The organism is Acidovorax sp. SUPP3334 (genome assembly GCF_030159055.1).
GTDB lineage: Bacteria > Pseudomonadota > Gammaproteobacteria > Burkholderiales > Burkholderiaceae_C > Paracidovorax.
Genome location: NZ_BQXQ01000033.1, coordinates 16,997 through 35,126, shown reverse-complemented (window position 1 = coordinate 35,126; position 18,130 = coordinate 16,997). Strand labels below are relative to the sequence as shown.

The 18,130-nt window shown below is 66.0% G+C and carries 16 protein-coding genes; 13 read left to right on the top strand and 3 right to left on the bottom strand.

Going from position 1 to position 18,130, the window contains the following annotated elements:
- The first annotated feature begins 127 nt into the window (after positions 1-127).
- The 8 genes from AVHM3334_RS17705 (at position 128) to moaD (ending at position 10,194) form a co-directional block, all read left to right on the top strand.
- Entirely contained in the window at positions 128-1,357 is a 1,230-nt protein-coding gene (locus AVHM3334_RS17705; RefSeq protein WP_284414473.1) for a pyridoxal phosphate-dependent aminotransferase, read from the top strand.
- 76 nt (positions 1,358-1,433) lie between these two features.
- Complete coding sequence (locus AVHM3334_RS17700; protein ID WP_284414471.1) at positions 1,434-2,795, top strand: homoserine dehydrogenase; 1,362 nt, start codon at positions 1,434-1,436, stop codon at positions 2,793-2,795.
- Between the two features lie 26 nt (positions 2,796-2,821).
- Positions 2,822-4,165, top strand: coding sequence for a hypothetical protein (locus tag AVHM3334_RS17695; protein ID WP_284414469.1), 1,344 nt, complete (start codon positions 2,822-2,824; stop codon positions 4,163-4,165).
- A gap of 22 nt (positions 4,166-4,187) precedes the next feature.
- On the top strand, positions 4,188-6,650 hold the full coding sequence (locus AVHM3334_RS17690) for a tetratricopeptide repeat protein (RefSeq protein WP_284414468.1): 2,463 nt from the start codon (positions 4,188-4,190) through the stop codon (positions 6,648-6,650).
- Complete coding sequence (thrC, locus tag AVHM3334_RS17685; protein WP_284414467.1) at positions 6,647-8,074, top strand: threonine synthase; 1,428 nt, start codon at positions 6,647-6,649, stop codon at positions 8,072-8,074. Before AVHM3334_RS17690 ends, thrC begins: the two co-directional genes overlap by 4 nt.
- Positions 8,075-8,150: 76 nt before the next feature.
- Positions 8,151-8,711: a molybdopterin-guanine dinucleotide biosynthesis protein B gene (gene mobB, locus AVHM3334_RS17680; protein WP_284414465.1), complete on the top strand. Its 561-nt coding sequence runs from the start codon at positions 8,151-8,153 to the stop codon at positions 8,709-8,711.
- Complete coding sequence (locus tag AVHM3334_RS17675; protein ID WP_284414463.1) at positions 8,711-9,943, top strand: molybdopterin molybdotransferase MoeA; 1,233 nt, start codon at positions 8,711-8,713, stop codon at positions 9,941-9,943. The genes mobB and AVHM3334_RS17675 overlap by 1 nt, the downstream gene beginning before the upstream one ends.
- Positions 9,940-10,194, top strand: coding sequence for a molybdopterin converting factor subunit 1 (gene moaD, locus AVHM3334_RS17670; protein WP_284414461.1), 255 nt, complete (start codon positions 9,940-9,942; stop codon positions 10,192-10,194). The genes AVHM3334_RS17675 and moaD overlap by 4 nt, the downstream gene beginning before the upstream one ends.
- A 26-nt stretch (positions 10,195-10,220) precedes the next feature.
- On the opposite strand, the gene AVHM3334_RS17665 is transcribed toward moaD, so the two are convergent.
- From AVHM3334_RS17665 to AVHM3334_RS17655, 3 genes are all read right to left on the bottom strand, one after another.
- A complete protein-coding gene (locus AVHM3334_RS17665; protein ID WP_284414527.1) occupies positions 10,221-11,135 on the bottom strand; it encodes a dihydrodipicolinate synthase family protein in 915 nt (304 codons plus the stop codon).
- A gap of 417 nt (positions 11,136-11,552) precedes the next feature.
- Positions 11,553-11,903: a hypothetical protein gene (locus tag AVHM3334_RS17660; RefSeq protein WP_284414460.1), complete on the bottom strand. Its 351-nt coding sequence runs from the start codon at positions 11,901-11,903 to the stop codon at positions 11,553-11,555.
- Positions 11,904-11,955: 52 nt separating this feature from the next.
- Positions 11,956-12,210 (bottom strand): hypothetical protein, encoded by a 255-nt coding sequence (locus tag AVHM3334_RS17655; RefSeq protein ID WP_284414458.1) that lies wholly within the window; start codon positions 12,208-12,210, stop codon positions 11,956-11,958.
- A gap of 180 nt (positions 12,211-12,390) precedes the next feature.
- On the opposite strand from AVHM3334_RS17655, the gene AVHM3334_RS17650 reads away from it, so the two are divergent.
- The 5 genes from AVHM3334_RS17650 to AVHM3334_RS17630 all read left to right on the top strand — a co-directional run bounded on the left by AVHM3334_RS17650 (position 12,391) and on the right by AVHM3334_RS17630 (position 18,044).
- A complete protein-coding gene (locus AVHM3334_RS17650) occupies positions 12,391-12,630 on the top strand; it encodes a hypothetical protein (protein WP_284414456.1) in 240 nt (79 codons plus the stop codon).
- A gap of 35 nt (positions 12,631-12,665) precedes the next feature.
- A complete protein-coding gene (moaE, locus tag AVHM3334_RS17645; protein WP_284414525.1) occupies positions 12,666-13,205 on the top strand; it encodes a molybdopterin synthase catalytic subunit MoaE in 540 nt (179 codons plus the stop codon).
- Between the two features lie 187 nt (positions 13,206-13,392).
- A complete protein-coding gene (clpB, locus tag AVHM3334_RS17640; RefSeq protein WP_284414455.1) occupies positions 13,393-16,002 on the top strand; it encodes an ATP-dependent chaperone ClpB in 2,610 nt (869 codons plus the stop codon).
- A 28-nt stretch (positions 16,003-16,030) separates the two neighbouring features.
- On the top strand, positions 16,031-16,375 hold the full coding sequence (locus AVHM3334_RS17635; RefSeq protein ID WP_284414453.1) for a hypothetical protein: 345 nt from the start codon (positions 16,031-16,033) through the stop codon (positions 16,373-16,375).
- Positions 16,376-16,607: 232 nt separating this feature from the next.
- Positions 16,608-18,044 (top strand): coniferyl aldehyde dehydrogenase, encoded by a 1,437-nt coding sequence (locus AVHM3334_RS17630; protein ID WP_284414451.1) that lies wholly within the window; start codon positions 16,608-16,610, stop codon positions 18,042-18,044.
- Positions 18,045-18,130: the final 86 nt, after the last annotated feature.

Here is an 18,130-nt window from a genome sequence, read left to right as displayed (position 1 = left end):
CAAGGGGCCAAGGGCCCCGGGGCGCTGCGGGAACTGTGGTCAAATTATAAGTTTCGCCAGAGAGGCAATGCCCTCTGGCGGGTCATCCCGCCCCCGTGTCCGGCCCTCCGTTTTTTTCTGCCTGCGCATGAAGACCATCCACAAATCCGCGAAGCTCAGTAACGTTCTCTACGATGTCCGGGGCCCGATCGTGGACGCGGCCAAGCAGATGGAGGACGAGGGGCAGAAGATCATCAAGCTGAACATCGGCAACCTCGCGCCGTTCGGCTTCGACGCCCCCGAGGAAATCCAGCAGGACATGATCCGCAACCTGCCCAATTCGGCGGGCTACTCGGACAGCAAGGGCATTTTCGGCGCGCGCAAGGCCGTGATGCATTACAGCCAGCAACAGGGCGTGGCGGGCGTGACGCTCGACGACATCTACCTGGGCAACGGTGCGAGCGACCTGATCGGCATGGCCACGAACGCACTGCTCGACGACGGCGACGAATTGCTGGTGCCCGCGCCCGACTACCCGCTGTGGACGGCGGTCGCGAGCCTTTCGGGCGGCAAGCCCGTGCATTACGCGTGCGACGAGGCCAACGGCTGGATGCCCAATCTGGAAGACATCCGCGCCAAGATCACGCCCCGCACCAAGGGCCTCGTGGTCATCAACCCCAACAATCCGACGGGCGCGCTGTATTCCGACGAGCTGCTCAAGGCGATCGTGCAGATCGCCCGCGAGCACGGCCTGGTGCTGCTGGCCGACGAGGTGTACGACAAGGTGCTGTACGACGGCGTGAAGCACACCGCGCTGGCCAGCCTGTCCACAGACGTGCTCACGCTGACCTTCAACTCGCTCTCCAAGGCCTACCGATCGTGCGGCTACCGCGCGGGCTGGATGGTGATTTCGGGCAACAAGGAAGTGGCCCGCGATTACATCGAGGGCATCAACATGCTCGCCAACATCAAGCTGGGCTCCAACGTGCCCGGCCAGTGGGCCATCCAGACGGCGCTCGGCGGCTACCAGAGCATCAACGACCTGGTCAGGGAAGGCGGGCGCCTGCGGCGCCAGCGCGATCTGGCCTATGAACTCATCTCGGCGATCCCGGGCGTGAGCTGCGTGAAACCCAAGGCGGCGCTCTACATGTTCCCCCGCCTGGACCCCGCGATGTACCCCATCGCCGACGACCGCCAGTTCTTCATGGAAGTGCTGCGCGCCACGCGCGTGATGCTGGTGCAGGGCTCGGGCTTCAACTACCCCGACCAGCAGCATTTCCGCATCGTGTTCCTGCCGCACGAGGACGACCTGCGGGTGGCCATCGGCCGTCTGGCGGACTTCCTCGCCAAGTACCGGCAGCAACACGGCACCGTTTGAGTTTTTACTCCTATTTTCATAGCTGTCAGCGCATATTCATCAAGCGCTGCAGTGCAATTTGACTGGTAATTCGATCATGAAACCGATCCAAGTGGGACTGCTGGGCATTGGCACCGTCGGCAGCGGCGTCTTCAACGTGCTGCAACGCAACCAGGAAGAAATCCGCCGCCGCGCCGGCCGTGGCATCGAGATCGCCATGGTGGCCGACCTCGACGCGGCGCGCGCCAAGACCGTCGTGGGCGACACCGCCCAGGTGGTGGGCGATGCGCGCGCCGTCATCGCCAACCCCGACATCGACATCGTGGTCGAGCTCATCGGTGGCTACGGCATCGCCAAGGCCCTGGTGCTGGAGGCCATCGCCGCCGGCAAGCACGTGGTCACCGCCAACAAGGCGCTGTTGGCGGTGCACGGCACCGAGATCTTCGCGGCCGCTTCGGCCAAGGGCGTGATGGTGGCGTTCGAAGCCGCCGTGGCCGGGGGCATTCCGATCATCAAGGCGCTGCGCGAGGGGCTCACCGCCAACCGCATCCAGTGGATCGCCGGCATCATCAACGGCACCACCAACTTCATCCTGTCCGAGATGCGCGACAAGGGCCTCGATTTCGACGTGGTGTTGAAAGAAGCGCAGCGCCTGGGGTATGCCGAAGCCGATCCGACCTTCGACATCGAAGGCGTGGACGCAGCGCACAAGGCCACCATCATGTCGGCCATCGCTTTCGGTATTCCGGTGCAGTTCGACAAGGCCTATGTGGAAGGCATCACCAAGCTCGGCGCGGCCGACATCCGCTATGCCGAACAGCTCGGCTACCGCATCAAGCTGCTGGGCATCGCCAAGCGCCGCACGGGCGCGGGTGCCGCGTCCGGCCAGCCCGATGGTGTCGAACTGCGCGTGCACCCAACGCTCGTGCCCGCAAAGCGCCTGATCGCCAATGTGGAAGGCGCGATGAACGCCGTGGTCGTGCAGGGCGATGCCGTGGGCACCACGCTCTACTACGGAAAGGGCGCCGGCAGCGAGCCCACCGCCAGCGCCGTGATCGCCGATCTGGTGGACATCGCCCGCCTGGCCTCGGCCGACCCCGAACACCGGGTGCCGCACCTGGCCTTCCAGTCGCACACGCTCGACCAGGCCATGGGCACGCTGCCCGTGCTGCCCATGAGCGAGGTCGTCACCAGCTACTACCTGCGCCTGCGCGTGGCCGACGAGGCCGGCGTGCTGGCCAAGGTCACGGGCCTGCTCGCCACGGCCGGCATCAGCATCGACGCGGTGCTGCAGCGCGAGGCCGACGAGGTGGGCGGCGAGGGCTCCACGCAGACCGACCTCATCATCCTCACGCACGACACGCGCGAGGGCACCATGAACGACGCCATCGCGCAGATGCAGGCCCTGCCCACCGTGCTGGGGCCCATCACGCGCATCCGCAAGGAAGAACTCAACTGAAAGGTGCCTTCACAGCAGGCTGTGCCATGACCATGACTTCTGAAGAGCTAGAGCGTTTTCTGACCGACTTCACGAACGCGGTCCGCGTGGACGTCACTCCGACCTACGAAGCCCTGCTGAGGGAACATCGCTACGTGCATGGGTTGCATGGCCAGCGTGATGCGGTGGCGCGGCTCAAGAGAGAGATCGTGCGCCTGGAAGGCGGCGGGGTGTTCTTGTTCACAGGCCAGATCGGCAGTGGCAAGAGCACGGAACTGATGCGTTTGCGAGCAGAGATTGCAAGCCCGCAGGTGAAGGCCTTCTACTGCGATCTGACCGACTGGCTGAACCTCAACGAGCCGGTCACGCTGGGCAGTTTTCTGGTGGCGCTGCTCTCTGCCTGGGTGCAAGAAGCCGGCAGCATTCAGGGGCGGCAAACGCCGGCGGAGCGTTTGAGGGACTTTTTCAGAAACACCCAACTGCTTCCACAAGGGTTCGACCTGGGCGTGGATGCCGCCGGGCTCAAGGCGAAGGTGGGGTTTGCGCTGCAAACCGATCCTTCCTTTCGACACCATGTGTCGGATGCGCTCAAGAACCGCCAGTCCAGCATCGTCAGCCAAGCCCATGATTTTGTGCGGCTCCTGAAAGACGACCTGTGCTCTCGGGGCGAGAAATGCGTCCTCATTGCGGATTCGCTCGAAAAGCTCCGTGGCTATGGTGAACAAAGCGAAAGCATCTACACCAGCTTGCAGCAGCTCTTTTTAAGTGATGGCGCGGCCCTGCGGCTACCGGGACTGCATGTGGTGTATTCGGTGTCACCCTTTCTCATCGAGCAGAACAACCAGTTGCCAGCGCAGTTGGGCGTGGGGGCGGTGGCTACCATGCCGTCCGTCCATGTCTTTCAACGCAATTCCGCCCAAGAGGACAAGGATGGCGTGGACGCCATGCTGAGGCTCATCCAGGCGCGCTTTCCTCGCTGCATGGAAGTCTTCTCTGAGCAGCAACTGAGGTACATCGCCATCCAGTGCGGCGGTGACCTGCGCGACTATTTGCGAAGCATTCGGGTGGTGTTGAGCGACGACATCGTCAGCCTGCCCGTCAGCGACGAAATGGTTGAATATGCCCTGCAGCAAATCGCTCCGCCCAAGGCCATCCCTAACGAGCATGTGGCGTGGCTGGCGCGGCTGGAGGCATCGCATGAGCCCGAGTTGTCCGAGAAAATCACCTCCCTGACCTTGCAGCAGTACCTGACCAGCAAGCATGTGCTGGCCTACCTGAACGGAAGCGCATGGTATGCCGTACATCCCATGCTGCGTGATTGGGTCCAAAAAAGGGCGGCGGCATTGAAAGCCAGTAGCAGTGCCACTGCCACTGCCACTGCATCAGGCTGACGTGGCTGCCTCCCGCCATGCCTTGACCACGCCGGCCGAGTACGATGCCCTGCGGCGCATGCGCCGCTTGGTGCTGCGGTCCGAAGGGGCCTGCCTGATTTTTTTCTGGTCGTCCGATGCCCGGCAACTGGATGCCATGCGCGAACACCTGGACAGCCGCCTGCGTGCCCGCGCCCAAAGGGTTCGCTTCCTTCGACTGCCGTCGCAGGTATTGCCAGAGGCCATGGCGGATACCGTGCAACCCTGGCTGCAACATGTGCTGGAGCCCGATCCGGGCGATGAACGCAATGCCATCTGGCTGCAGTGGGATGCGCAGGCCAGCACAGCACCCGAGGGAGCGGAGTACCCAGTCCTGCGCTATTTCCTGGCGCGTTTGAATGAGCGCCGCGCGCAAGCATTGGGCCATCCGCGTGCCCTGGTCATTGCTGCTCCGGTGGGGGCGGATGCTTTGGCGGCAGCCGTGGCGCCGGATCTGTGGTCGGTGCGGAGCCTGAGCCTCGAACTGCCTCGAGCCGTTGCGCCCAGCCTGTCCGAACTCCCTGAACTGGTTCCGGCCCACGAGGTGCCGCCCGCTTCGACTTCCTCGCTGCGGTTGCAGGAGAAGATGTGGAATCAGGCCTGGAGTGCCTACCGCAAGAAAAAGCCACGGAAGAAGAGCAGTCATCGGCGCCCAACCGACGCGCGGATCAATGTCAACTTGGGCTTGGCCTTGGCCGAAAAAGCAATACAACAGCAGGAATTGGCATTGGCGGAGAAAACGTTGAAGCAGTTGGAGACGCTGCTTCCATCAAAGGCCATGGACGGGCCGGATAGCCTTTTTGAAAACGTGGCGATGCGGCAACTGGTGCAGGCCATGTTTCTGGGGTTGCGGGGCGAAGTACAAAAATCGCGGGGCCAACTTGATGCAGCCTTGGACTATTACGAGCAAAGTTTGAAGTTGGCTGAGGCGTTGGCGCAAAGCACTGAGCAGTCCCCAAAGGCGCTGCGCAGCCTATCGGTTACGTTGAACAAGCTGGGCGATCTGCAATGGGCGCTAGGCCGAGCGGACGCGGCGCTCGGTCACTACGAGCGCAGCCTGCAATTGAGAGAGCAGTTGGCGTCAGGTGCCGACTCGTCCCCGCAGGCACTGCGCGACTTGTCTGTGTCTTTGGAAAGGATGGGCGACGTTCTTGAAGCACTGGGGCAGTTAGATGCGGCGCTCGGTCACTACGAGCGCAGCCTGCAATTGAGAGAGCAGTTGGCGTCAGGTGCCGACTCGTCCCCGCAGGCACTGCGCGACTTGTCTGTGTCTTTGGAAAGGATGGGCGACGTTCTTGAATCGCTAGGGCAGCTAGACGCGGCGCGCAATCAACATGAGCGCAGCCTGCAATTGAGGGAGCAGTTGGCGGCATGTGCAGAGCCGTCTCCGCAGGCGTTGCGCGACCTGTCAGTGTCTTTGAACAAGATGGGCGAAGTGCTGCAAGCGATGGGTCAGCTAGATGCGGCACGCGGCCACTACGAGCGAAGTCTCCAGTTGGATGAGCAGCGAGTGGCATGCACCGACCATTCTCCGCAGGCGCTGCGTGACCTGTCAGTGTCTTTGAACAAGATGGGCGAAGTGCTGCAAGCGATGGGTCAGCTGGACGCGGCGCGCGGTCACTATGAGCGCAGCCTGCAATTGAGTGAGCAGTTGGCGGCACGTACCGATCCGTCTCCGCAGGCGCTGGGCGACTTGTCTGTTTCTTTGAACAAGATGGGCGACGTGCTGGAAGTGCTGGGTCAGCTCGACGCGGCGCGCGTTCAACATGAGCGCAGTCTGCAGTTGAGAGAGCAGTTGGCGGCACGTACCGATCCGTCTCTGCAGGCGCTGCGCGACCTTTCTGTGTCTTTGAGCAAGATGGGTGGAGTGCTGCAAGCGCTGGGTCAGCTGGACGCGGCGCGTGGTCATTATGAGCGCAGCCTGCAATTGAGTGAGCAGTTGGCGGCACGTACCGATCCGTCTCCGCAGGCGTTGCGCGACCTGTCTGTATCTTTGAACAAGATGGGCGAAGTGCTGCAAGCGATGAGCCAGCTAGATGCGGCACGCGGCCACTACGAGCGAAGTCTCCAGTTGGATGAGCAACTGGTGGCGCGCACCGACCATTCCCCGAAGGCGCTGCGTGACCTGTCAGTATCCTTGAGTAAGCTCGGCGATATCCAGCAAGCGCTGGGCCGGTCGAATGATGCACGAGACCACTACGAACGCAGCTTGCAATTGCGCGAGCGGTTGGTGGCGCTGACGGATCGCGCCCCAGAGCCCTTGCGCGATTGGGCCCTGGCATTGTTGAATCTGCTGCCGCTATGCGACAGGTCCAAGTCCAACGCCCTTCCTCGCATCCACCGGGAGTGGCTGTCCGACGCGATAGCCCAGGCGCGGGATTGGCCCTCGGACCAATCATTGGCCGACAATCTTCAACAACTGTGGGACGTTTTGAACGAGTCCGCAACACCGGATCAATCGATATGAAGTACATCAGCACCCGCGGCCACGCAGACCGCAAGCATTTCTGCGACATCCTGCTCGAAGGCCTCGCGCCCGATGGCGGGCTGTACCTGCCCGAGCGCTATCCGCAGATCGACGACGCGGCGCTCACCCGCCTGCGAACGGCCTACCACGAGCAGGGCTACGCGGAGCTGGCCTTCCAGATCCTGTCGCTCTACATCGACGACATCCCTGCGGCCGACCTGCGGGCCCTGTGCGAGAAGACGTACACGGCCGAGGTGTTCGGCACCGGCGAGATCGTGCCGCTGCGCCACCTGGAAAACAGCCTGTGGCTCGAAGCCCTGTCCAACGGCCCCACGCTGGCCTTCAAGGACATGGCGATGCAGCTGCTGGGCAACCTGTTCGAGTACGAACTGGCGCGCCGCGGCGAAACGCTCAACATTCTGGGCGCGACCAGCGGCGACACGGGCAGCGCGGCCGAGTACGCCATGCGTGGCAAGCAGGGCGTGCGCGTCTTCATGACGAGCCCGCACGGGCGCATGAGCGCATTCCAGCAGGCGCAGATGTTCAGTCTGCAGGACGAGAACATCCACAACCTCGCCATCGAGGGCGTGTTCGACGACTGCCAGGACATCGTCAAGGCGGTCAGCAACGACCTGGCCTTCAAGCGCCAATACAAGATCGGCACCGTCAATTCGATCAACTGGGCGCGCCTGCTGGCGCAGGTGGTCTATTACTTCGCCGGCTACGTGCAGGCCACCGACGCCAACGAGCAGAAGGTGAGCTTCACCGTGCCGTCGGGCAACTTCGGCAACGTCTGCGCCGGCCATGTGGCACGCATGATGGGCCTGCCGATCGACCAGCTGGTGGTGGCGACCAACGAGAACGACGTGCTGGACGAGTTCTTCCGTACCGGCGTCTATCGCGTGCGCGGCAGCGCCGACACGCACGAGACGTCCAGCCCCTCGATGGACATCAGCAAGGCCAGCAACTTCGAGCGCTTCGTGTTCGATCTGCTGGGCCGTGACGGTGCCCGCGTGCAGGCGCTGTTCGGCGAGGCGCTGGCGCGCGATGGCGCGTTCGATCTGAGCGGTGACCCGGCCTTCGCCGAAGCCGCCGGGCGCTACGGCTTCGTGAGCGGCAAGAGCACGCACGCCGACCGCCTCGCGACCATTCGCGACACGTTCCAGCGATTCGGCGTGACGATCGACACCCACACCGCCGATGGCGTGAAGGTGGCGCGCGAGCACAACCGGCCGGGCGTGCCCATGCTGGTGCTCGAGACGGCCCTGCCGATCAAGTTCGCAGAGACCATCGTCGAGGCGCTCGGCCACCCGCCCGAGCGGCCTGCCAAGTTCGACGGCATAGAGTCGCTGCCCAAGCGGGTGCAGGTCATGCCGGCCGATGTGGGCCTGGTGAAGGCCTACATCAGCCGCCATTGCGCCTGAGCGTGAAACAGGCCGGTGCCTTAGTATTCATTGGATGTATTGCTATTAATTTGGTAGCAAATCCCGAGGCGTCGCCATGAAGGTCGTGGGTTTTGCCGGATTTTCCGGCAGCGGCAAGACCACGCTGATCGAGCGGCTCATCCCTGCGCTGCACCAGCGCGGCCAGCGCGTGTCGGTGGTCAAGCATGCCCACCACAAATTCGATGTCGATCACCCCGGCAAAGACACTTGGCGCCACCGCGAGGCGGGGGCGTTCGAAGTGGTGGCCGCGTCGGACCGGCGGCTGGTGCTCATGCGCGAGTTCGAGCATCCGCCCGTCGAGCCCACCGTCCACGCCCTGCTGGCCGAACTGGACCCGCGCGTGGACTGGGCCCTGGTGGAGGGCTTCAAGGAATGCGACCTGCCCAAGGTCGAGGTGTGGAGGTCTCCGTCCGATGGCGCCGAGCCCTTGGTGCGCTACCCCGAAGACCCGTTCATCGTCGCCATTTCCACCGACGCACCCGGCCGCCTGCCCGTGCCCACCGGCCTGCCCGTCTTCGACGGATGGGCTGGCCCGATCGATGCCCTGGCCGACTGGCTGATCGCCCAGGGGCCGCGTTTCGAATATGTTCCGCCGCCACCGCCTGGAGCCCCTTGATGTCCTCAGCCCCCCGCCCTCCGATGAAACCCCTGGACGAGGCGCTGGCCGACCTGCTGGCCCACGCCGTGCCGCTGGCGGGCACCGACACCGTGGACACGTTCGACGCCGATGGCCGCGTGCTGGCTGCGGCCGCGGTCTCGCCGCTGCAGGTGCCGCCGCATGACAACAGCGCCATGGACGGCTATGCCCTGCGCCGGGCCGACGTGGCCGCACCGGGCGCGCGATTGCCCGTGTCGCAGCGCATCGCCGCCGGCAGCGCGGGCGAGCCCCTGGCCGCCGGCACCGCCGCCCGCATCTTCACCGGCGCACCGGTGCCGGCCGGGGCCGATGCCATCGCCATGCAGGAAGACTGCGAAGCGCTGGCGGGCGACCGCGTGCAGATCAACGCCGTTCCCGCTGCCAGCCAGTGGATTCGCCGGGCGGGCGAAGACATCGCGTTCGGCGCCGAGGTGCTGGCCGCGGGCACGCGGCTCAACCCCGCCGCGCTGGGGCTGGCCGCCAGCATCGGCCTGGCACGGCTGACCGTGGCGCGGCGTCCGCGCGTGGCGCTGTTTTCGACGGGCGACGAGCTCGTCATGCCCGGCGATATCGCCCCCGGCCAGATGCCGCCCGGTGCCATCTACAACAGCAACCGCTTCTTTCTGCGGGCGCTGCTGCAGCGCCTGGGCTGCGCGGTGACCGACCTGGGCATCGTCCCCGACCGGCGAGAGGCCACGCTGGAGGCGCTGCGTAGCGCCAGCCTGGAACACGATCTCATCCTGACCAGCGGTGGGGTGTCGGTGGGCGAGGAAGACCACGTCAAACCCGCCGTCGAAGCATTGGGCCGCCTGGACCTGTGGCAGATCGCCATGAAACCCGGTAAGCCATTCGCCCATGGCCGCATCGGCGCCGCGCATTTCATGGGGCTGCCGGGCAATCCGGTGTCCAGCTTCATGACCTTCGCCGTCCTGGTGCGTCCGTTCCTGCTGAGGCTGCAGGGCGTGCAGGCAGTCGCTCCCCAGGGCATGGCGGCCAGGGCCCATTTCGACTGGCCGCGCGCGGACCGGCGGCGGGAGTTTCTGCGAGTGCGGCATGACGCCGCAGGCGGGCTGGAGCTGTTCGCACACCAGGGGTCTGGGGTGCTCACCTCGGTCGCGTGGGGCGATGGCGTGGTGGACAACCCGGCCGGCCAGACCATTGCACGGGGCGACACCGTGCGCTTCATTCCGTGGGCGGAGTTGCAGTCATGAGCACCGTCACCGTGCGCTACTTCGCCGCCATCCGGGAAGCCGTGGGGCAGGGCAGCGAGACCGTTTCCACGCAGGCTGCCACGCTGGGCGCGCTGCGCGATGAACTCATCGCCCGTGGCGACCCCTGGGCACGAAGCCTGGGCCGTGGCCGCGCGGTGCGCATGGCGCTCGACCAGACGCTGAGCGATGAATCCGCCGCGCTCGCCGATGGGGCGGAAGTGGCGTTTTTTCCGCCCGTCACGGGCGGCTGAAGGCCGTCAGGCCGCCCGCCCGCCCCTCAGTCTCCAGTCGCTGCGGCGGCAGGATGGCCGTGGGATGGGTCCGCCGATGCCTGCGGTGGCCGGTGGGACTGCTGCAACTGCTGCAACTCCTGCAGACGCTGCACCAGAGCCGGCGAGGCCGCGATCATCGGAGCGCGCAGTTCGTCCGCCATCCAGCCCTGCACGGCCAGCAGTGCCTTGATGGGTGCGGGGTTGGGCTCGGAGAAAAAGAGATCCACCCATGGCGCAATCTCCTGCCAAAGGCGGCGGGCGGGCACCAGGTCGCCTGCCGCGATGGAGCGCAGGCAGGCCACCCATTCGGCCGTGTTCCAGTGCGCGCTCGCGGCGATGGCCCCGGCGCCTCCGAGCGCGGCGGTGGTAAAGGCCTGGTGGTCGTCGCCTGCCAGCACCTGCAGCGCACCGTCTGCGATCAATGCCTGCGTCTTCGCCAGATGGCCACCGCAGTCCTTCAATGCGCGGATGTTCGTGTGGCCGCTGAGATCGCGCAGCGTGGAAAGCTCCAGCGTCACGCCGGTGCGGTAGGGAATGTCGTAGACGATGAGCGGCACCGCGCTGGCATCGGCGATGGCCCGAAACCACTGCAGCAGCCCTGCTTGAGGGGGGCGGATGTAAGGCGGGGCGGCCACCAGCAGGCCCGCCAGAGGCTGGTGACCCAGGCCCTGCACGCGTGCCAGCATGTGGCCCAGATGGGATTGGCACACGCCCATCACGACCGGCAGGCCCGCGGCGTGGGCGAGTCCGGTGGCTAGCACGGCATCCTGCTCGTGCATGTCCAGCGAGGCGGCTTCGCCCGTGGAGCCGCACACGACGAAGCCGGCAATGCCGGTGTCGCGCAGCCGCCGCACCAGGGCCTTCAGGGCCACATGGTCCACGGCGCCATGGCGAAACGGGGTGACCAGGGGAATCCACAAACCCGAAAAATCGCCTCGGGGACGGGTCTGCGGCCGATGGTGCGGCGAAGTGCTGAGGGAAGAAGACGCAGCGTTGGCAGGGAGTGAGTGCACGGGAAGCATCCTTTTCAAGCAACGACCGAGGGAGGCCGTCCAGGGATGCATGCGCCGACCGTCAGGGCGGCAGGCGTCAAAGGAAGAAAAGGGAAAAGGGTTGCGCCTGCCGTGCGGTTCCGTCGCTCATCCGGACGGAACCGCAGCTCCGGTCAGATGAGCTGGGGTTTTTGGGCTTTGCCTGCGCACGCCGATGCGGACCGAATGGTCCAGAAAGGCGAATGGGGTTGCGCGGGCATGGCGGCAGTATCGCCAGGGGTTGCGCGGCGTTTGCAGCGTTTGCGGGGGGAGGGCGCGCAGAGCCGCCGCGTGCAGGCGGCAGCGCTAGGGCTGGGGCGCTTCGTCCTGCACCGCGCCGGGGAGGGTGAGCGGCAACTCGGGGCAGCGCCATTCCAGCAGCTCTGCCAGGCGCAGCACGATCCAGCGGGCCTCCCCCGCAGTCACGCCCGACTCCGTGCCGGCCAGGCCGGCGTGGATGCGCAGCAGGATCTCGGCCTCCGACGGGGCCTGCACGTGGTAGAGCGTCTGCGCCTGCTCGACCAGGTGGCAGGCCAGGTCTTCGCACAGCTCGTAGCGGGCGCGTACCACGTCGGCCGGCTCGGACAGGCGCTGGCGGGCATCGCTGTACACGCTCAAAAACGAAGGCGGGACGTGGATCTGGTTGTCGTCGTGCATGGCGCGAAAAGCTCGTGCGGTCGGTCGGTAGTTCGGTCGTGCGTTCGGCGGATCAGTCGGGCGTGAACAGGCGCTCGAAACGCTGGGCGTCCTCGGCCAGCTCGAACGTGGCGAGCTGGCCCATCTTGCCGTCCGCCAGGCGGTGGGCGGCGAACAGGCTGTACCGGCCCCGCAGGTCGTAGCTCGGCAGGTCGATCAGCGCGTAGGGATGGGGCTGAAAGACCTCGTGCTCGAACACCACGCGGTGCTGGTTGCGCGGGGAGGGAAAGAGCTTGTAGCGGTCGTTGGTGACGGTCTGGGTGGCCATGCGGAACTCGGGCGAAAGGTGGCGGAGGAGGGAGGCGCAACGCACGGGGCGTGGGAGCGCGGCGGCACGTCCGCGAAGCCGGCCACTTTAGCAAACGGGCCGAGGCGCCATCCCCGCGGCCGCCCGTGCGGTTTCCGTGACAATCGCGGTTTGCCAACGCACGCACAAGGATCAGACCGCATGGCACGCAATTCAAGAGACAAAGACGAGTGGGCCGGCAAAGTCTTCGCGCTCATCCAGGGCGGCAATACCCAGGCCGCCCTCGCACAGGTGAAAGTGGCGCCGTCGGCGAATGACGTGGCGCGGCTGCAGGCGATGCTGGCGCGGGTGCCCGCATCGCCCGCGCGCCGTCAGCTCGACCAGGCCATCGAGGAAGAGCGCGGGCTGCTCGCCGCCCCGCGCCTGCACCGCTCGCCATGAGCCTCGGACCCGAAGCCGCATCGCCTTCCGCCGCCATGACAAGCCCCTCGCCACGGCCTTCGGCCGACACCCTTTCGCCGCCTGCCGCACCGTCCCGCGTGGCGGTTCAGGCCGCCGACTTCGACGTGTCTGCCGAACTCGCCGCCTTGCGCGCTGGCGACTCCCGCGTGGGAGCGGTCTGCTGCTTCGTCGGCACCGTGCGCGACCGCAATGCGGGCGACGCCGTCGCCTCGATGGAACTGGAGCATTACCCCGGCATGACCGAAAAATCCATCGAAGCCATGGTGGACGAGGCCTTGCACCGCTTCGAACTCTTCGGCGCCCGGGTGGTGCACCGTGTCGGGCTGTTGCAGCCGCAGGACCAGATCGTGCTCGTGGCGGTCACCTCGGCGCATCGGGGGCAGAGCTTTCAGGCCTGCGAGTTTCTGATGGATTACCTCAAGACCCAGGCACCGTTCTGGAAGAAGGAAGCCACGCCGCAGGGCGCGCGCTGGGTCGATGCCCGGGAGAGCGATGACGCCGCGCTGGCGCGCTGGGGCATCGCGGCGGTCCCCAATGCGGCGCAGGGTTCATAGCGAAATAAGCTTCCAGCGCATGTTTCTCTAGGGGGTATTGCTATTAATAAGTGAGCAATATGGGTAGGGTTGAGAATTTTTCCAGCGGCCTGGGGATGTTCTGCCGCACAGCGCCTGAGGCGCGGGCACGCTTGAAAAGCGTCGCCACCTCCCCCAAATGCATCGCAATTCGGAGGACATTTCAACCATGCGTCTCGACAAATTCACCACCAAGTTCCAGGAAGCCCTGAGCGACGCGCAGTCGCTGGCCCTGGGCAACGACAACGCCTACATCGAACCCGTGCACATGCTGGTCGCGATGCTGCGCCAGGAAGACGGCCCGCGCGCGCTGCTGCAGCGTGCGGGCGCCAACGTGCCCGGGCTGCTTTCCGCGGCCGAAGCCGCCGTCAAGCGCCTGCCCCAGGTGCACGGGCAGGACCAGGTACAGGGCGGGCCGGAACTCGGCCGGGTGCTGCAGGCCACCGAGAAGGAGGCCATCAAGCGCGGCGACCAGTTCATCGCCAGCGAGCTTTTCCTGCTGGCACTGATCGACAGCAAGGGCGACGCCGCGCAGATGGCCAAGGACAACGGCCTGACCCGCAAGAGCCTGGAGGCCGCCATCGACGCCGTGCGCGGCGGCCAGAAGATGGACAGCGCCGAGGCCGAAGGCCAGCGCGGCGCCCTCACCAAATACTGCCTGGACCTGACCGAGCGGGCCCGCATCGGCAAGCTCGACCCCGTGATCGGCCGCGACGACGAGATCCGCCGCGCCATCCAGGTGCTGCAGCGCCGCACCAAGAACAATCCCGTGCTCATCGGCGAGCCCGGCGTGGGCAAGACCGCCATCGTGGAGGGCCTGGCCCAGCGCATCGTGGCCGGCGAGGTGCCGGAATCGCTCAAGGGCAAGCGCGTGCTGTCGCTCGACATGGCCGCGCTGCTGGCCGGTGCCAAGTACCGCGGCGAGTTCGAGGAGCGCCTGAAAAGCGTGCTGAACGAGCTGGCCAAGGACGAGGGCCAGACCATCGTCTTCATCGACGAGCTGCACACCATGGTCGGCGCCGGCAAGGGCGAAGGCGCCATGGATGCCGGCAACATGCTCAAGCCCGCCCTGGCGCGCGGCGAGCTGCACTGCGTGGGCGCGACCACGCTCGACGAATACCGCAAGTACATCGAAAAGGATGCAGCGCTGGAGCGGCGCTTTCAGAAGATCCTCGTGGGCGAACCCACGGTCGAGGCCACCATCGCCATCCTGCGCGGCCTGCAGGAAAAGTACGAGGTGCACCATGGCGTTGACATCACCGACCCGGCCATCGTGGCCGCGGCCGAGCTCTCGCACCGCTACATCACCGACCGCTTCCTGCCTGACAAGGCCATCGACCTCATCGACGAGGCCGCGTCCAAGATCAAGATCGAGATGGACTCCAAGCCTGAGGTGATGGACCGGCTCGACCGTCGGCTGATCCAGCTGCAGATCGAGCGCGAGGCCGTGCGCCGCGAAAAGGACGAGTCTTCGCAAAAGCGCTTTGCGCTGATCGAGGAAGAGATCGCCAAGCTGCAAAAGGAAATCGCCGATTACGACGAGATCTGGCAGTCCGAAAAGGCCCAGGCGCAGGGCAGCGCGCACGTGCGCGAAGCCATCGACAAGCTCAAGTTCCAGATCGAGGAGTTCACCCGCAAGGGCGACTTCAACAAAGTGGCCGAACTGCAGTACGGCAAGCTGCCCGACCTGGAAAAGCAGCTCAAGGAAGCGCAGGCCAAGGAAGCCGGCAAGGATGGCGCAGGCAGCGCCCCGCGCCTGCTGCGCACCCAGGTGGGCGCCGAGGAAATCGCCGAGGTCGTGAGCCGGGCGACGGGCATTCCCGTGGCCAAGATGATGCAGGGCGAGAAAGACAAGCTTTTGCAGATGGAAGACAAGCTGCACGAGCGCGTGGTGGGCCAGGACGAGGCGATTGCCGCCGTCGCCAACGCCATCCGCCGCTCGCGCTCGGGCCTGTCCGATCCGAACCGGCCGACCGGGTCGTTCCTGTTCCTCGGCCCCACGGGCGTGGGCAAGACCGAGCTGTGCAAGGCGCTGGCGGGCTTCCTGTTCGACAGCGAAGACCACCTGATCCGCATCGACATGAGCGAGTTCATGGAAAAGCACTCGGTGGCGCGCCTGATCGGTGCGCCACCCGGCTACGTAGGCTATGAGGAGGGCGGCTACCTGACCGAAGCCGTGCGCCGCAAGCCCTACAGCGTGCTGCTGCTGGACGAGGTGGAAAAGGCGCACCCCGACGTGTTCAACGTGCTGCTGCAGGTGCTGGACGATGGCCGCCTGACCGATGGCCAGGGGCGCACCGTGGACTTCAAGAACACGGTGATCGTGATGACGAGCAACATCGGCTCGCACCTCATTCAGGCGATGGTCGGGCAGGACGTGGACGACATCAAGGAAGCGGTGTGGGGGGAACTCAAGAACCATTTCCGACCCGAATTCCTGAACCGCATCGACGAGACGGTGGTGTTCCATGCGCTGGATGCGAAGAACATCGAAGCGATTGCACGCATCCAGTTGCAGTTGCTCGAAGCGCGCCTGGCGAAAATGGACCTGCACCTGCAGGTGTCCGACACGGCCCTGGCCGAGCTGGCCAAGGTCGGGTTCGATCCCGTGTTCGGTGCGCGGCCGCTCAAGCGGGCGATCCAGCAACGGCTGGAGAACCCATTGTCGAAGCTGCTGCTGGAAGGCCGGTTCGCGCCCAAGAGCGTGATTCCGGTCGATGTGGACCCGGTGCTCGATCCGGGCGTGTTCCGGTTCGGCGAGGCCCTGACCCAGGGCTGAGCCGGGCCTTCTCAGGAAAGGACATGGTTTGAACGATTTTGTAGCCGGATTGATCCGGTGGATGTTGCGCCTGGCCGTGGTGGTGGTCGGCGTGGTCTTTTTCCTGAGCCTGCTGGCCGTTGCGGCCCTGCTTGCGGTCGTCTGGGGCGCTCGGGCCTTGTGGGCGCGGCTCACGGGCCGGCCCGTCACCCCCTGGGCGATGCGCATGGACCCGCGCACCGGATGGAGCACGGTGTACCGCAGTACCGCACGCTGGTCGGCCGCACCCGGTGGCCGCCCGGTGGCGGATGGGCCCGCCGAGCCGGTCGTCCGGTCGCGCGAACTGCCCGGTGCCCGTGACGTGACGGACGTGCAGCCCCGCGACGTCTCCTGACCCCAGCGACCGCGATCGCTTTTTTGGATCGCGGCCGGCGGCTGGCGGCCTTTCGGCTTGAGTGGCGCGGCGGGCGCTGATCTGCGCCTGGGCACCTGAGCGCCTGCGCGCCATGTCGGCGGCCCGGGTTTTCATACCGCGCCCGCAGGCATCACGGACTATTTCCGCGAATGAGGCACTTGGAGACCTGGGTTTACAGGCCGTTGCAAGGGCGCTGCCTATGATGCGTGGAATGACCCCTGCCGATATCCGCCACCAGTTTGAAATCCAGCGGCGTGCCAGCCGGGACCATGCCGATGTGCCCTTGCTGGTGCGCCGAGAGCGCCTGCTGAGGGTGCGCAAGATGCTGGACGAACATGGCCCGGCGCTCGCTGCCGCAGTGCAGGCCGATTTCGGCATGCGATCGCCCCGCCTGACCGAAGTGGCCGACCTGTTCGTGCTGCGCACGCAGCTGTCGCACACGCTGCGGCACCTGGCCCGCTGGGTCAAGCCCCGCAAGGTGTTCACGCCGCTGTTCCTGCAGCCGGCGCATGCCTGGATCCAGCGGCAGCCGCTGGGCGTCGTGGGCGTGATCGCGCCGTGGAACTACCCCGTGCAACTGGCCCTGGCGCCCGCCATCGGCGCGCTGGCAGCGGGCAACCGGGTCATGCTCAAGCCGAGCGAACTCACGCCGCACACTTCCGCGCAACTGGCATCGCTGGTGTCGCAGTTCTTTTCGCCCGACGAGTTCTGCGTGGTGCAGGGCGATGCCGCCGTGGCGGCGCTCGTCGCGTCGTTGCCGTTCGATCACCTGGTGTTTACCGGCTCCACCGCCGTGGGTCGCAAGGTGGCGCAGGCCGCCGCCGTGCACCTGACGCCGACCACGCTGGAGCTGGGCGGCAAGTCGCCCTGCATCATCGATGCCGGTTGCGACCTGCAGGATGCGGCCCTCAAGATCGCCCACGGCAAGCTGCTCAATGCCGGGCAGACCTGCATCGCCCCCGACTACGTGCTGCTGCCGCGCGGCAGCGAAGCCGCATTCGGCGAGGCCTATCGCGCTGCCGTGGCACGCCTGTTTCCGTACTTCGAAGGCAACCCCGACTACGCTTCCGTCATCAATCCCCGGCAGCTGGCGCGCCTGCGCACCATGCTCCAGCAGGCGCAGACCCAAGGGGCCGACGTGCAGGTGCTGGAGCCCGTGCCCGGCTCCCCGCCACCGCCCGCGCAGGGCATCGGCGACGGGGTGGGGCGGCAGATGCCGCCGGTGCTGGTCTTCAACGCCAGCCTGAACATGCAGGTGATGCAGGAGGAGATTTTCGGCCCCGTGCTGCCCGTGCTCGGCTATGAGCGCCTGGACGATGCCATCGCGCACATCAACGCCGGGCCGCGGCCTCTGGCGCTTTACTGGTTCGGCCACAACGAGGCCGTGCGCGACGACGTGCTGCGCCGCACGGTGAGCGGCGGCGTCACGGTGAACGACACGCTGATGCACATCCCTCACGACAACCTGCCGTTCGGTGGCGTGGGCGACAGCGGCTGGGGTGCTTATCACGGCGAGGCGGGCTTTCTGCGCTTTTGCCACCAGAAGTCGGTGCTGGTGCAGTCGCGCTGGTCGATGGGCGCTGCGCTCTATCCGCCGTATGGGGCGCGTTTCGACCGTGTCATGGGGCTGCTGCGCCGCTGGTTGTAGCCGCCAGCGAGCCCGACCGCCGGGTCGTGGACATCCGAGGGCTGGAGTGGAAAAACCATTTGCGGCGACAATGCCGCTCCTTTCGT

What these genes read in the sequence shown, in the direction of transcription:
- AVHM3334_RS17630 (WP_284414451.1), top strand. Translation starts at nt 16,608, where the DNA reads ATGACCCCTGCCGATATCCGCCACCAGTTTGAAATCCAGCGGCGTGCC.
- clpB (WP_284414455.1), top strand. Translation starts at nt 13,393, where the DNA reads ATGCGTCTCGACAAATTCACCACCAAGTTCCAGGAAGCCCTGAGCGAC.
- AVHM3334_RS17700 (WP_284414471.1), top strand. Translation starts at nt 1,434, where the DNA reads ATGAAACCGATCCAAGTGGGACTGCTGGGCATTGGCACCGTCGGCAGC.
- AVHM3334_RS17650 (WP_284414456.1), top strand. Translation starts at nt 12,391, where the DNA reads ATGGCACGCAATTCAAGAGACAAAGACGAGTGGGCCGGCAAAGTCTTC.
- mobB (WP_284414465.1), top strand. Translation starts at nt 8,151, where the DNA reads ATGAAGGTCGTGGGTTTTGCCGGATTTTCCGGCAGCGGCAAGACCACG.
- moaD (WP_284414461.1), top strand. Translation starts at nt 9,940, where the DNA reads ATGAGCACCGTCACCGTGCGCTACTTCGCCGCCATCCGGGAAGCCGTG.
- AVHM3334_RS17695 (WP_284414469.1), top strand. Translation starts at nt 2,822, where the DNA reads ATGACCATGACTTCTGAAGAGCTAGAGCGTTTTCTGACCGACTTCACG.
- AVHM3334_RS17705 (WP_284414473.1), top strand. Translation starts at nt 128, where the DNA reads ATGAAGACCATCCACAAATCCGCGAAGCTCAGTAACGTTCTCTACGAT.
- AVHM3334_RS17660 (WP_284414460.1), bottom strand. Translation starts at nt 11,903, where the DNA reads ATGCACGACGACAACCAGATCCACGTCCCGCCTTCGTTTTTGAGCGTG.
- moaE (WP_284414525.1), top strand. Translation starts at nt 12,666, where the DNA reads ATGACAAGCCCCTCGCCACGGCCTTCGGCCGACACCCTTTCGCCGCCT.
- thrC (WP_284414467.1), top strand. Translation starts at nt 6,647, where the DNA reads ATGAAGTACATCAGCACCCGCGGCCACGCAGACCGCAAGCATTTCTGC.
- AVHM3334_RS17675 (WP_284414463.1), top strand. Translation starts at nt 8,711, where the DNA reads ATGTCCTCAGCCCCCCGCCCTCCGATGAAACCCCTGGACGAGGCGCTG.
- AVHM3334_RS17655 (WP_284414458.1), bottom strand. Translation starts at nt 12,210, where the DNA reads ATGGCCACCCAGACCGTCACCAACGACCGCTACAAGCTCTTTCCCTCC.